The following is a 12,483-nucleotide window of genomic DNA, read 5'->3' on the forward strand; positions in this document are numbered from 1 at the left end:
GTATTTCCGGTGTCATATGCAAAACGTCACATGGGTATGCAAGAGCGGCAGAAAATTAGAAAGTTGTATTATTATCAGGAGAAGGACATTGTCACGATCTTCGAAAAACTGGAGCAGCAGGGATCACACCGGCTACTTTACCAACTGCCCACTGGTGGCGGAAAAACTGTTGTATTTTCTGAAATCGCTAAACGTTTCATAGAAAAATATCGGAAAAAGGTAATTGTCCTTACGCACCGTACCGAACTGTGCAGGCAGACATCTGCCGCGTTAAAAATGACGGGCATACGAAATAAAATCATCGACAGCAGCTTTAAGAAGTTCAGCAGGAATGATGACCGCCCATGTTACGTGGCCATGGTAGAAACCTTGAAGAACAGGATTAAAGACGGCCTGATCGATGTGGATCGCGTAGGATTGATCATTGTGGACGAAGCACATCACAATTCCTTTCATAAGTTGCTTGGCAAATTCAAAAATGCCGATATCATCGGCGTTACGGCCACACCTTTCAGTTCAGACATCAATCTCCCCATGAACAGGAATTATGACGAACTGATCATCGGTGCAGGCATCGATTCGCTAATCGAACAGGGTTTCCTGGCAAAGCCAAAAACCTGGCGTTACGACGTGGAGCTGAATACCTTGAAGACAGGGCAGCAAGGCGATTTTACTGTGGGTAGCTCCGACGAATTGTACAGTAGCCAGTTGATGCTGGATCTGCTGGTACATGCTTATGAGCAACATTCAAAAAATAAAAGAACCTTAATATTCAACAACGGTATTTTTACCTCCCGGAAAGTACTGGAGGTGTTTACCAACCTGGGCTATCCAATCCGACATCTGGACAACCAGACGCCTCCTGATGAAAGGAAAGAAATCCTCCTCTGGCTAAAAAAAACAAAAGGGGCAATCCTGACATCTGTTTCCATTCTTACGACTGGTTTTGATGAACCGACGATACAAACGGTAATACTGAACCGTGCTACAACCTCATTGACGCTTTACCACCAGATGATCGGTCGCGGCTCGCGCAGCCTGCCGCAGAAGAAAACTTTTACAGTGATTGATCTGGGCAATAACATCGACCGTTTTGGTGAGTGGCATGCGCCAATAGACTGGCAGCATGTTTTTGCCTATCCGGAAATCTATCATGAAAGTTTACATACCAAAACGAGTTATGAAGCCCATCAGCTGCCAGCCGATATGCGTGCAAAATTTCCGAACAGCATGGAAATTGCATTTGACATTCAAGGCGCTCATCAGGACGCTATAGCAAAGGGCCTTAAGCCAAAATTGGTCATCAGGGATTCTATTCGCCAACATGCACTGATGTGTGCAGACAACAGTAACGAGATCCCGGAAGCACTTGCGCTTACCGCAGAGCTGGACCGGGAAATTGATTGGAGGGTGAAACAATATGCAAAGTGTCTAGGAAATGTGACTAAAAACTATACAGAATGGCTGCGCGATGACTACAAGAATAAACTGAAAATACTGATCGAAAAGATCATGCGCCGTCGAAGTTTAATGAAAGCGGCAGTCTAATAATTACAAAATAATATAAAATAATTCCTAAAAGCGCTCATATGTAATCAAATGCTGTTTTTGGTATAAGACTTGTGATATTTTCATACCTAATGAAAAATATTTAAATACATCTACCTATGGAAAATATCACGTTAGACAATCAAATTTGTAACCACCAAGCTTGCCTGGAGCAATTCGCAATGAAATTTACCAAGGATGTGGAAGATGCGAATGATCTTGTCCAGGACACAATCATCAAAGCAATTCGGTACCGCGATCTTTATAAAAGCGGTACAAATCTAAGAGGTTGGCTTTTCACGATCATGAGAAATACCTTCATCAATGATTACAGAAGAAGGAGCCGGCGTAATGAAGTAATACAGGTATCTGAGGACCTCACATCCTACCAGTTACAAGGGAGCGCAGACATCAATAAGGGGGTAAATACTTTCATCATGGAAGACATCAACAAAGCCCTTGAAAAATTACAACCCGATCTGAACCCCTGGCAATTTAATCTATTCGACGTCAAGCCCCTTCGCCAGGTCATAGTTACATTGAATTATAAGTTGTAGGAAGACTTTATTGGCCGTAATTTATCAAATTGTTAGCTTGAAGGGGCTTAGTTATCAATCCCACATTGTTCCATTGAGTCCCAGTATCATACTCATCCAAAAGCCAGCTATCAAACCAATGACACTAAGTGCAAAAAATAATTTGCCTTTCCATCCTGGAATTTCACGAAGTCGTCCAGTGATGTCGTAACATAGCCCTGTTATTGCGCACAGAACTGGAGTTAAGACTAAAGGCTTTATACGCCAGTATTTGCTCCAGCCGGGGTTTCCTTCACCCGCGCTAATGATAAAATACCCGATAAGTACCAGGCCGATGATGGCACAAACCAGCATGCGTCTTCCAACATGATTGGAGACAAGTGTTTTTTTTGGTTCTATTCCTTGAATAAATGTTGTCATGTTGTTGGATTTTAGACAAATATAAGAATCAACTTTGTAATTCAAAGTACTTTTACATATGTTATTTATTGTGTTTATTTATCAGAGATAATTGTGGGGATTGGAAGATTGTCGCTATCGCATACTTGCCCAATATTCCAGCTTTTTATTAACTTAGTTTAGGTTATTGCTTAATCTTCATAGCATTTTATAAAAGTATGGAACATCAGGTCAGGACACTTGAAGAACAAAAAAGTGAGTTCAAGCAAAGCAAACTTCTGGCTACGCCAATAGCAGGATTGATAGCCTGGCTCATTGTGCTTATGTCAGGATTATTTCTTTCAGAAGAAATTACTGTTTGGGTATTGTTTGTCGCAACAGGTTCAATTGTGTACTTAGGTATGGGAATCTCCAAACTGACAGGCGAAAATTTTCTCGATAAAAATAAACCTAAGAACACCTTTGACAAGCTATTTTTTTATACCGTGGTACAAGCAATATTGGTGTATTCCATCGCCATTCCATTTTTTATTGAAAATTATACCTCGCTACCTCTAACTGTTGGCATATTAACCGGGTTGATGTGGCTTCCATTAAGCTGGATTATTGACCATTGGGTGGGAATATTTCATACGCTTGTTCGTACGGTTGCAATATTGCTGCTTTGGTACCTTCTTCCAGGGAATAGATTTGTGGTCATTCCTTTAGCCATAGTGGTGATATATGTCGTCACCATCTATATTTTACACAATAGAATAAAAAAAAATTAATGCTACGCGGTGGCTTTTAGTCTTTTGCGCTTCCCTTTAAGTACACGCAGGTTTCTGCGTGCAAATTCACCTTTAGATTTCAATTCCTGGGCAAGCAGTTCCTTGGTAATGGATTGGTAAAGCTGCTTTGTAGAGGTATCGGCTTCAGCAAATCCAGGTACGGAGCTGATCACTATGGCTAATGCATAGTCCAGAACTTCAGGTAATTTTTCGGTGAACAATTTTGTTTTCATGATAGGTTTAGATAAAAAACAATTACTGTGCCTGATTTTGTAACTATGCGCTTATTTACAATACTTTAACTTAGTCTGACGCTTTTTGTTTCATGTAGTCCGGGAGCTCTATTTCATCTTTTGCCGATTTACTGCTACCTGTAAACAAGCCGATCAGCCATTTTACTGGTTTACTTCCAACGGCAGACACCAGCTGATTCAAAACCGCTACGCCAAACTTCGAGGTAGGGTAGACTAGTCCGGGGATGCCCGGTGGTAATTTCTGACAAGCCTCAACATAAGCCCTCATCTTTTTTTCATAAGCTTCGAATGCCTGCTCATGGTGATCGGCTTTAAACAGTTCTCCAGCAAGAATGTAAGCACCCGCCATGGCGAGGTCTGTTCCCTTCCCAGCAATTGGTGTGGCACACCATGCGGCATCACCCGCAATGGCAACCCTGCCCGCACTCCAGCTGGAAGCCTTAACCTGGCTAACTCTGTCGAAATATAGATCCTTCGTCTGACCGATGCCCTCGATGATACGGTCCGATTGCCAGCCTGCACCTGTAATACGTTGGATCAAAGCTTTCTTCTGCTCCTCTATGTTCAGGTCTCTGTACTGGTCTTCATCTGCAAGAAAAGTTACAGAGGCCCTCGTTTCGCCATAATTGTCAGGGCGCAACATAAAAACGATGCCCGATGGTGCATTGTGCCAACGTGCCCATTGGCCATCTGTCGCGGTTTTAGGAATGGTCAGATAAGCCGTGTGCAAACCCAGGTATTTAAATTTAACCTGGCTGTCGATCGCCAGCTTACGAGTGTTCGAGCCGATCCCTTCCGTTGAGATGACCAGGTCAAAACGTTCCTTTTTGCCAGATGCAAAACCTACATTTACCACATCCCCGGTTTGGGCCAGACTGGTAATGTGGTCGCCAAAGCGATAGGAAACATCATCTTTTGTATGGTTGTATAGTGTTTTTACCAGGTCACCACGAAGGATCTCCAGTTCCTGGGTCATGCTCATCGAATCTCCTTTAGGGAATTCTGCCAGCATCCGGTCTGATGCGTCTACAAACTTTATTCCTGCTTCGGTAGTATTTAGTGAACGGATCTCTTCTACAATGCCCATTTTTTGTGCCACTGCCTTCGCCGGTCCTTTGACGTCAATATTCTGGCCTCCTAATCGCAATTCTGCTGACTTCTCCACTACAATCACTTCAAAGCCGTACCGGTTCAGCCAGTAAGCTAGGGTAGGACCAGTTATGCTGGCACCCGAAATAAGGATTTTTTTGCTTTTCATAATTTGGTAAATGAGCTGATCGTTTAATCGCAAATCTCTTCACAGCGGAATGCCCGCGCGTCCATAGCTGTAATTATTTTCCGGGAATCAAGTCGTAGGCCTTCAATTCGAAGGATCTTATCCGGATCATCAAGGTCAAAATTGATGTTATAGTCTGGAAATGTTTTCGAAAGGTATTTGATCAGTTTTGTTGAATCTGCACTGCTATTCACATCCGTCTTGAAAATCTTGACTATCTTTTCAAAATTTGAAGGAATCAGGTAGTTTGCTTTTCTGAATGTTGTTGGAGACATCCCGGCAATCTTGGAAAACAGGCGCGTGAAGTATTTCCAGTCATCATACCCCAGAACGCAGGCCACTTCCTTTACACTTTTCGATGTATATAACAATTGGCGCTGGGCTTCCCCGATGATCTCCTGTTGCAGGAAATACGTAGCAGGGAATCCGGTGATTGCTTTAACCGTATCGTTTAGATAAGCGACAGATATGTTCAGCTTTGCAGCATAAGCAGAAGGCTTTTTTAAATCGATAAAGTGTTTTTTTACCAATGCTTTAAACTGCTGAACGATCTGGACAGGCCTTAGGGTATAGCGCTCATCCACAGCGCTGTTGATCGACCAATGTAAGTCGGCTATCTTATAGAAAACAGCATTGGCCAGGGCACGGACCAACTGTGTAGCAAATAATTCTGGTTCTGTTTTTTCGATCGTATGGTAAACGTTGGACAGGCAATTTCCAAAAAAATCAAGGTCAGCCTTGCTGAGTTTGAAAAAAGAGATCTTTGTTGCAGACTCCTGGATAACAGAATTGGTTTTAGAGTCAAGTATTTTGCCGTCTAAAGCCATTACCCAACCTGATATATCTTTCATCCCTACGAAGTGATGCACCTGAGACGGACTGATGAGTAACAGGGATGACTTTTCCATCGAAATCAACTGTCCATCCACATACATCTCTACCGAACCTCCGGTTAATAAAAACAATAAATGGTAATCATGACGGTGCGCACGTGAAGTATCGGGATCGTTTTCAGAGTGGGCATAAGATGTCGTCATCGGCGATATCACGACCTCATTTACTTTCCCGGAAAGTGCCAATAATCTTATATCATCTTTAGCCATAGGTCATTTATATCTCAACTACAAAAGTAGGTCTATTTAATGTCGTTAAAACTGACTAAAGGCGGTATTAGGTGGACAAATCACGTATTCACAGGCAACTTGAAATAAAAGGTGCATCCTGCGTCCGGGTTATTGTCAACCCATATTTCTCCCTGGTGGTGCCTGATGATTTCAGCACACAGGTAAAGACCAATGCCAAAACCGGAAGCGTTCATCACATGCGCATTGTGGATGTGACTAAACCGTTCGAACACACGCTTCCTGTCGCTTTCTGCGATGCCACATCCATGATCTTTAACGGCAACCTCTAAATGACCGGCAAGCTTCCTGCAGGAAATGGTAATGGGACTGCCCTGCGGAGAATATTTAACAGCGTTGCTTACCATATTGGCCAGCACGGCGCCTATCTTGAGCCGATCAGCAGTAAGGTTAACCGTCTGACAGTCATGCTGGATGAATTGATGCTGCGGGGAGGTGAGTTGCGCTTCGCTAAGATACTCTGCAATAAGTTCTTCCATATCAAATTCTGTCTGTTGCAATTCAAACTTTCCGGATTCCAGCCGCGAGATGTTGACAAAGCTGTTGATCATGTGTGTCATCTTGCTCACCTGGTGCAGTGACTTCTCCAAAATGTTTTGCAACTGGACATCCGCTTCAGCATTTACCTTTCTGCCGATCAACTGGATCATTCCGGTGAGTGAGGTAAGCGGAGTTTTCAGCTCGTGACTGACCATTCCGATGAACTGGTTTTTGCGGATGACCTCCATCTTCTGATCGGTGATGTCGAGTATCGTACCGCTTAGCGTGCTGTCGCTGTTCTGGCTTCCCTGGGATGGTTTGCCACTCAGCCTGATCCAGCGTTCGGGCGTATTGCCCGTAGCGAAAAACGGGAATTCCAGCTCAAGGCTGGTCTGGTTTTCAGCGGATTCCTGGAAAGCCACTTCAACTTCTTTCTGGTAATCCGGATCAACTAAAGCTATAAATTCGCTGAATGAACTTACTTTCCCCTTCAATCCGCAGATTTCTACTGCGCGTTCCGTCGCTTCGATTTCCTGACTTACCAATTTAAGTTTCCAGGTGCCGAGCTTTGCCGTTTCTATCGCCATCATACATTCCTCATTACTTGCTTTCAACGCGCAATTCGCATTCTCCAGCTGTGCGGAAGCTTCCTGTAAGGCTTTTTTAGCCGAAACTTTATGACTGATGTCCTGGGCGGTAACCAGCACGCCTGTTACTTTTGAATCCACATCCAATATCGGCTGATAGGTATAGTCGATGTAGATAGAATAGGGCTGGCCATGCCGGTCATTTAACGTTAGCAGAACTTCTTCATTTTTTGAGGTAATCCCAGTTTGCATGACTTGTCCGAGTTGCCTTAAATAATTGGAATCGAGCTCTGGAAAAGCTACCTGTACAGGTCTTCCAATGGTTTCTTCTGATCTGTCCCTACGCCAGAATTCGAACATGGCATCATTCGCGAATGTAATGTGGTGCTCCATGCCACTCAATATTGCAATTGGGATGGGAAGCAGGTTAAGTACTTGTTGATTTTCAGCATGGGCACTAATAGCCCCTTCTCCTAGATTCTGCATCAGCTTTATATTGGTCTATCAAAAGTTCAGTTATAGTTTTCTAGCCAACAATGTTTTACACGATCTGTTTTGAAAAAACAGGAATATGATTGATTCACTTTAAGAAGCAAGGAATTTAGAGACATTTAGTGTATGGAAATCCAATAGATTTTCTATTTCGTATTTAGGCGAAGTAATTGAAATATATAGGTGGGATGATCAGGCGATGGAGATAAGATGTGTATTCTTTGTACAGCATTTTGATTTTTGTCTTAAACAAAACCTATTGTATTTGGGTTTATTATTCAAAATTTCTTTATGTCCTTTGCCATTAAACACAACAATCCGGATCCTGCTTTGCTGGTCAAGGTGCTGGAAGCTGCGAATACCGGGGTTGTAATCACCGACAACTTATTGCCGGATAATCCAATCATCTACTGCAATCCTGCTTTTGAACAGTTGTCTGGTTATAGCCGGGACGAGATCATTGGCCGCAATTGCAGGTTTCTGCAGAGCAGTGACCGTAGTCAGCAAGCTCGTTTTGACATCAGAGCTGCAATTGACGCGGGCGAAAATTGCGTAGTACAGGTCCGAAATTACACCAAAACCGGAGTGCTGTTCCATAACGAACTTTATCTTTCGGCAGTAAAGAACGAAAGTGGTGAAGTCACAAACTTTATTGGAATACAAAATGATGTCTCAGCGCGCGTGAAGGCAGAGCAGGATCTGGAGCAGAATTATCGGGAAACAGAGCAAACGGTGATTGACCGTACAAATATGCTCCGGGAAAGTGAAGAATACCTGTCGAGCATCGTGGAGACCATTCGCGAGAGTCTGATTGTGATGGATAAAGAGTATAAAGTGTTGAGCGTAAATAACCACTTCCTGAGCACTTTTAAAGTAAGCATTAACGAGACCAAGGGCAGATTACTTTATGAACTGGGGAACGGGCAATGGAACATCCCGGAGCTGAAGAAAATGATGGAGGATATTCTTCCAACCAACAACCCGGTATTGGATTACGAAGTGGAGCATGAGTTCCCTCACATTGGCCGTAAACTGATGTTGCTGAATGCGCATCGTGTGGAGCTGGAAGGAAAGTTCAAAGACAGGATCCTGCTGGCCATTGAAGACATTACTGAACGTCGAAATATTGAACAGCGAAAAGATGATTTTCTTTCTATCGCCAGTCATGAGCTGAAAACACCATTGACCACCGTTGTGGGCTATGTGCAGATGATGCAACGTCTGATGCCAGAGCAGGCTTCGGATAAATTCAGATCTGTAGTGGGCAAGACCGAAATGTATGTAGAGCGGTTAAACCAGTTGCTCACTGAGCTGCTGGACGTGTCGCGGATCCAGTCTGGAAATATAGAACTACATAAAGATCTTTTTGACTTTGATAAAATGGTAGCTGAAGCGGTTGAGGGGATTCAAACGGCGACACCCAAATATCAGATTAGCTTGAAAGGCAAGGCTGGGACCCAATATTTTGGTGATGAGTCGCACTTAACCCAGGTATTGACCAACCTGATCAGCAATGGGATCAAGTATGCTCCCGATGCTGATGAAGTGGAAGTCTACGTGTCCAGGGTGAGTAATTTTATCAAGGTATCTGTCAAAGATTTCGGAATGGGGATTAAAGAGGATGAGCGCAAGAAAATTTTCGAGCGGTTTTATAGGGTTGGGGCAATCCAGAAAAATTTCCCTGGGATGGGCATCGGACTGTATATCTGTGATCAGATCATCAAAAATCATAATGGCTCTTTTTGGGTGGAAAGTGAACTGGGCAAAGGGTCCGTGTTTTCATTTACGCTGCCGGTAGACCAGGATGGAAGGGAGGTTGACCATGCCTAAAAAGATCATGATCTGTGACGATGATGCAGGGATTTTAGAGATGATGGAAATGATTATGGATGAATATGGCTTTGACGTAATCACGCAGGCCAATAGTCTGAATGTCTTACAAGGACTACAACAAGAAAAACCTGATCTTTTGCTGCTGGATATCTGGATGCCTTTATTATCCGGCGACCAGGTATTGAAAAATATCAAAGCCGATGTGCAGTTCAATAAGTTGCCGGTGATCATGTACTCTGCAAGTTCTGAAGGGAGATCCATTGCCGAAAATGCAGGAGCAGATGATTACATCGATAAACCCTTCGACATGAACGAACTGGAGGTTAAAATTCGACAGCTCATCGTCTAATTTACGGGATTTCCGTAGTTTAATATTGTCGCATCTGCCTATCCGTTTTGTCGCATTTTATTGCTCACGGAATCAGGTTTATGCCTAATTTTGTTTAAAATTAATTGCTGATGTCGTTTCAAGGATACTTAAAAACAATTAACGAAAAAACCGGTAAAACACCTGCTGATTTCAGGGCTTTAGCTGCGGATAAAGGATTTACCGATAACGGAGTTTTAACCGCTAAAGCTGGCGACATTACCAAATGGTTGAAAGATGATTTTGACCTGGGACACGGTCATGCAATGGCAATTTACGCCCTGCTGAAGGGCATAAAGAACGAAGAGCGCATCTAAAAAATGAGGAAAGCACTTAAACTTCATAAAACTACTTTGGCCGTTTTTTTGTAGTTTTAGTGACCATCATCATATCAAGAAAATATGCGTACACATTCAAAAGAAACACAAAACAACTTAAATCCTGATACCGCCCTGGAAATTTTAAAGGAAGGTAACCAGAGGTTTGTCAATAACTTGAAAGCCAACCGAAACCTCCTGCAACAGGTAAATGAAACCTCGGCAGGACAGTTTCCTTTTGCAACGATTTTAAGCTGTATTGATAGCCGGACTTCTGCAGAGCTGATATTTGACCAGGGGCTGGGCGATGTATTCAGTATCCGTATCGCCGGAAATATACTAAACGAAGACATTTTAGGAAGCATGGAATTTGGCACCAAGGTCGTCGGAACAAAAATTATTGTCGTCCTTGGTCATACCAAATGTGGAGCTATTGTTGGTGCCTGTAACCATGTTGAACTCGGTAATCTAACTACGTTGCTCAACAAGATCCAGCCAGCAATTGCAAAAGAAAAATCCGTCACTGACAACCGCACGGGAACAAATGTGGAATTTGTGAATAAGGTAATTGATATTCACGTCACGCTTACCATCGACCGCATCAGACGTGAGAGCCCTATCATCGCGGAATTGGAAGAGCAAGGCACTATCAAAATTATTGGTGCGCTCTATGACGTGGAAACGGGACAGGTTTCATTCTACGAATAATATCCGGCAAGCTGATGCACTTTGATCTTTGTATCGTCCATTGTTAAAATTGGTTTATCTTTGCTAACAATTTATTACCTGTTGGCAAAAGGTGATCAGATCATATCCGCATCATTATATGGAACATACAGAGGGGCAACCAGCAAACAAAGCTTTCACTGAAGATTGTACGAAAGTGCTTAACGCGGTATCAGATGCGCTATATGCCATTGGTGGCAAATGGAAGCTGATGATCATCATTGCGATGGCAAGAGGGAACAACAGGTTTACTGATCTGCAGAAACAAGTAACCGGGATTTCAGCCAGAGTGTTGTCGAGTGAATTGAAGGAGCTGGAAATGAATGGCTTTATCGTAAGAACGGTTACTGCAGGATATCCGGTCACTATCGAATATCAATTGCATCCCTATAGCCATACCCTTGAAAAGGTGGTTGGGGCAATGACAGAATGGGGCATGCAGCATCGTGAAAAGATCAGGAGTGAAAGATCTTCAAATTTATAAAGAATCAAAAGGCAGGTATGATCGATCAACGATTCACCTGCCTTTTTTTGATGACCGAATATTAACGCTTAAGTGCCCGTTCCTCCACAATGATGAAGTAAGCGATCCGCTCTTTTATCAACCATTGCTCATCCCTCAATACATACTTGTCGTCATATTTAACACTATAATCAGTTAGTACGTCACCGTCTCCTGATTCCCTGATCATCTTAATCTGGGAAAACGAAACACCCTTAGCGGTATCTCCATTTATTTTTACCGTATGCTGTCCATTCATCGTAAAATAGGTTTTTACGAGGGAGGCGTGGCCGAGAAATTCCTTTTCCATGTTTTCTGTTCCCGAGACATTTGCCGCCAGAAAGTCTCCCATGTAAACTTTGTAGGTGACATCAGGCGTAAACAGTCCCATTACTTCGGAGATTTTTTTTTCATCACTTAAATAAGCATACGCGTCTATTAAGTCTCTAAGTTCTTCTTTGATTTTTAAGGTTTCTAATGACATGATTTTTAAATTAATTATACATCCTATTTTTTGTTGTCAGCAAAATTAGAGGATATATAGTTACAATTTAATAGTCATTACCTAAAGGTTATCAGCTTACTAATACGTACTTATTGGACAATAACACCGCATAGTTCCACAATCTTTTCAGCAAGTTTATCAGGACTTAATACTTCAATGGGGTGATCGCGATCGATAATTGCTCCCGGCATCCCATGGGCTTTAGCTGTGATCAGGGTTTGCGCCATTACAATTCCACCGAATTCATTCATTTTCAACGCGCCGGCAAGGCCGTCCTCCCCACCTCCAGAAAGTACGATTCCTATCGCCTTTTCCTTGAAGTCTGTAGCCAGGGATTTGAAGAAGATGTCTACCGAAGAATTAATAATGTTTTGATCGCGGGTCACCACCTTAATCCATCCATTATCTGTGGTTATAGAAGTATTTTCTGTGAGTACGTAGATGTTTCCTGGCTGTATTTCTACATCCTGTTCCACTCGTGCAACGTGGAGCCCGCTATGCGTAGAAAGCAATTCTGCCAGTATACTAAACCTGTCCCGGTCCAGATGGGTAGTTACCACAAATGCTGCATTAATATCGCTCGGAATGTGGTCAAAAAATTCATATAAAGGAAGCAGGCCGCCAGCAGAAGCGCCTATTCCAACGACGTAAAAACTTGTTTTCATAGCATGATTTAGGTGCTATTGTGTAACAGTGCTAGTAATAACTTGGTTTTGGATAATTCAAATTTAAAGTGATGGGTTTTTATC

15 protein-coding genes are annotated in these 12,483 nt (G+C 42.8%); 8 read left to right on the forward strand and 7 right to left on the reverse strand.

All coding sequences use genetic code 11. The annotated features are described in order from the left end of the window. Positions 1-9: 9 nt before the first annotated feature. The gene (locus tag PBAL39_RS05185) at positions 10-1,548 is read left to right on the forward strand and encodes a DEAD/DEAH box helicase (RefSeq protein WP_232282898.1); all 1,539 of its coding nucleotides are present in this window, start codon (positions 10-12) and stop codon (positions 1,546-1,548) included. A 119-nt stretch (positions 1,549-1,667) separates the two neighbouring features. Next, complete coding sequence (locus PBAL39_RS05190) at positions 1,668-2,105, forward strand: sigma-70 family RNA polymerase sigma factor (protein ID WP_008239035.1); 438 nt, start codon at positions 1,668-1,670, stop codon at positions 2,103-2,105. Positions 2,106-2,159: 54 nt separating this feature from the next. Here PBAL39_RS05190 and PBAL39_RS05195 read toward each other — a convergent pair whose 3' ends face one another. Beyond that, positions 2,160-2,504, reverse strand: a complete 345-nt coding sequence (locus tag PBAL39_RS05195; protein ID WP_008239036.1) for a hypothetical protein — start codon at positions 2,502-2,504, stop codon at positions 2,160-2,162. Positions 2,505-2,701: 197 nt separating this feature from the next. On the opposite strand from PBAL39_RS05195, the gene PBAL39_RS05200 reads away from it, so the two are divergent. Next, positions 2,702-3,253: a hypothetical protein gene (locus PBAL39_RS05200; protein WP_008239038.1), complete on the forward strand. Its 552-nt coding sequence runs from the start codon at positions 2,702-2,704 to the stop codon at positions 3,251-3,253. Positions 3,254-3,255: 2 nt separating this feature from the next. Here PBAL39_RS05200 and PBAL39_RS05205 read toward each other — a convergent pair whose 3' ends face one another. The 4 genes from PBAL39_RS05205 to PBAL39_RS05220 form a co-directional block, all read right to left on the reverse strand. After that, positions 3,256-3,486: a hypothetical protein gene (locus PBAL39_RS05205; RefSeq protein WP_008239040.1), complete on the reverse strand. Its 231-nt coding sequence runs from the start codon at positions 3,484-3,486 to the stop codon at positions 3,256-3,258. Between the two features lie 70 nt (positions 3,487-3,556). Beyond that, complete coding sequence (locus PBAL39_RS05210) at positions 3,557-4,765, reverse strand: FAD-dependent monooxygenase (RefSeq protein ID WP_008239041.1); 1,209 nt, start codon at positions 4,763-4,765, stop codon at positions 3,557-3,559. 23 nt (positions 4,766-4,788) lie between these two features. Then, positions 4,789-5,886, reverse strand: a complete 1,098-nt coding sequence (locus PBAL39_RS05215; protein WP_008239043.1) for an AraC family transcriptional regulator — start codon at positions 5,884-5,886, stop codon at positions 4,789-4,791. 80 nt (positions 5,887-5,966) lie between these two features. Next, positions 5,967-7,478, reverse strand: coding sequence for a PAS domain-containing sensor histidine kinase (locus PBAL39_RS05220; RefSeq protein WP_008239044.1), 1,512 nt, complete (start codon positions 7,476-7,478; stop codon positions 5,967-5,969). A 297-nt stretch (positions 7,479-7,775) separates the two neighbouring features. Between PBAL39_RS05220 and PBAL39_RS05225 the strand changes: the two genes are divergently transcribed. The 5 genes from PBAL39_RS05225 to PBAL39_RS05245 all read left to right on the forward strand — a co-directional run bounded on the left by PBAL39_RS05225 (position 7,776) and on the right by PBAL39_RS05245 (position 11,211). After that, the gene (locus PBAL39_RS05225) at positions 7,776-9,314 is read left to right on the forward strand and encodes a PAS domain-containing sensor histidine kinase (RefSeq protein WP_008239045.1); all 1,539 of its coding nucleotides are present in this window, start codon (positions 7,776-7,778) and stop codon (positions 9,312-9,314) included. Then, positions 9,307-9,666 (forward strand): response regulator transcription factor, encoded by a 360-nt coding sequence (locus tag PBAL39_RS05230; RefSeq protein ID WP_008239046.1) that lies wholly within the window; start codon positions 9,307-9,309, stop codon positions 9,664-9,666. The genes PBAL39_RS05225 and PBAL39_RS05230 overlap by 8 nt, the downstream gene beginning before the upstream one ends. Positions 9,667-9,776: 110 nt before the next feature. Beyond that, positions 9,777-10,001, forward strand: a complete 225-nt coding sequence (locus PBAL39_RS05235) for a DUF4287 domain-containing protein (RefSeq protein ID WP_008239048.1) — start codon at positions 9,777-9,779, stop codon at positions 9,999-10,001. A gap of 84 nt (positions 10,002-10,085) precedes the next feature. Next, a complete protein-coding gene (locus PBAL39_RS05240) occupies positions 10,086-10,709 on the forward strand; it encodes a carbonic anhydrase family protein (RefSeq protein WP_008239056.1) in 624 nt (207 codons plus the stop codon). 118 nt (positions 10,710-10,827) lie between these two features. Continuing rightward, positions 10,828-11,211: a helix-turn-helix domain-containing protein gene (locus tag PBAL39_RS05245; RefSeq protein WP_008239058.1), complete on the forward strand. Its 384-nt coding sequence runs from the start codon at positions 10,828-10,830 to the stop codon at positions 11,209-11,211. Positions 11,212-11,272: 61 nt separating this feature from the next. Here the strand turns inward: PBAL39_RS05245 and PBAL39_RS05250 are convergent, their stop codons facing one another. Next, complete coding sequence (locus tag PBAL39_RS05250; RefSeq protein ID WP_008239060.1) at positions 11,273-11,713, reverse strand: nuclear transport factor 2 family protein; 441 nt, start codon at positions 11,711-11,713, stop codon at positions 11,273-11,275. 110 nt (positions 11,714-11,823) lie between these two features. After that, positions 11,824-12,399, reverse strand: coding sequence for a chemotaxis protein CheB (locus tag PBAL39_RS05255; protein ID WP_008239062.1), 576 nt, complete (start codon positions 12,397-12,399; stop codon positions 11,824-11,826). Positions 12,400-12,483: the final 84 nt, after the last annotated feature.

This window comes from Pedobacter sp. BAL39 (assembly GCF_000170795.1).
Classification (GTDB): Bacteria; Bacteroidota; Bacteroidia; order Sphingobacteriales; family Sphingobacteriaceae; genus Pedobacter.

What these genes read in the sequence shown, in the direction of transcription:
- PBAL39_RS05190 (WP_008239035.1), top strand. Translation starts at nt 1,668, where the DNA reads ATGGAAAATATCACGTTAGACAATCAAATTTGTAACCACCAAGCTTGC.
- PBAL39_RS05215 (WP_008239043.1), bottom strand. Translation starts at nt 5,886, where the DNA reads ATGGCTAAAGATGATATAAGATTATTGGCACTTTCCGGGAAAGTAAAT.
- PBAL39_RS05195 (WP_008239036.1), bottom strand. Translation starts at nt 2,504, where the DNA reads ATGACAACATTTATTCAAGGAATAGAACCAAAAAAAACACTTGTCTCC.
- PBAL39_RS05255 (WP_008239062.1), bottom strand. Translation starts at nt 12,399, where the DNA reads ATGAAAACAAGTTTTTACGTCGTTGGAATAGGCGCTTCTGCTGGCGGC.
- PBAL39_RS05220 (WP_008239044.1), bottom strand. Translation starts at nt 7,478, where the DNA reads ATGCAGAATCTAGGAGAAGGGGCTATTAGTGCCCATGCTGAAAATCAA.
- PBAL39_RS05240 (WP_008239056.1), top strand. Translation starts at nt 10,086, where the DNA reads ATGCGTACACATTCAAAAGAAACACAAAACAACTTAAATCCTGATACC.
- PBAL39_RS05225 (WP_008239045.1), top strand. Translation starts at nt 7,776, where the DNA reads ATGTCCTTTGCCATTAAACACAACAATCCGGATCCTGCTTTGCTGGTC.
- PBAL39_RS05210 (WP_008239041.1), bottom strand. Translation starts at nt 4,765, where the DNA reads ATGAAAAGCAAAAAAATCCTTATTTCGGGTGCCAGCATAACTGGTCCT.
- PBAL39_RS05250 (WP_008239060.1), bottom strand. Translation starts at nt 11,713, where the DNA reads ATGTCATTAGAAACCTTAAAAATCAAAGAAGAACTTAGAGACTTAATA.
- PBAL39_RS05235 (WP_008239048.1), top strand. Translation starts at nt 9,777, where the DNA reads ATGTCGTTTCAAGGATACTTAAAAACAATTAACGAAAAAACCGGTAAA.
- PBAL39_RS05200 (WP_008239038.1), top strand. Translation starts at nt 2,702, where the DNA reads ATGGAACATCAGGTCAGGACACTTGAAGAACAAAAAAGTGAGTTCAAG.
- PBAL39_RS05245 (WP_008239058.1), top strand. Translation starts at nt 10,828, where the DNA reads ATGGAACATACAGAGGGGCAACCAGCAAACAAAGCTTTCACTGAAGAT.
- PBAL39_RS05230 (WP_008239046.1), top strand. Translation starts at nt 9,307, where the DNA reads ATGCCTAAAAAGATCATGATCTGTGACGATGATGCAGGGATTTTAGAG.
- PBAL39_RS05205 (WP_008239040.1), bottom strand. Translation starts at nt 3,486, where the DNA reads ATGAAAACAAAATTGTTCACCGAAAAATTACCTGAAGTTCTGGACTAT.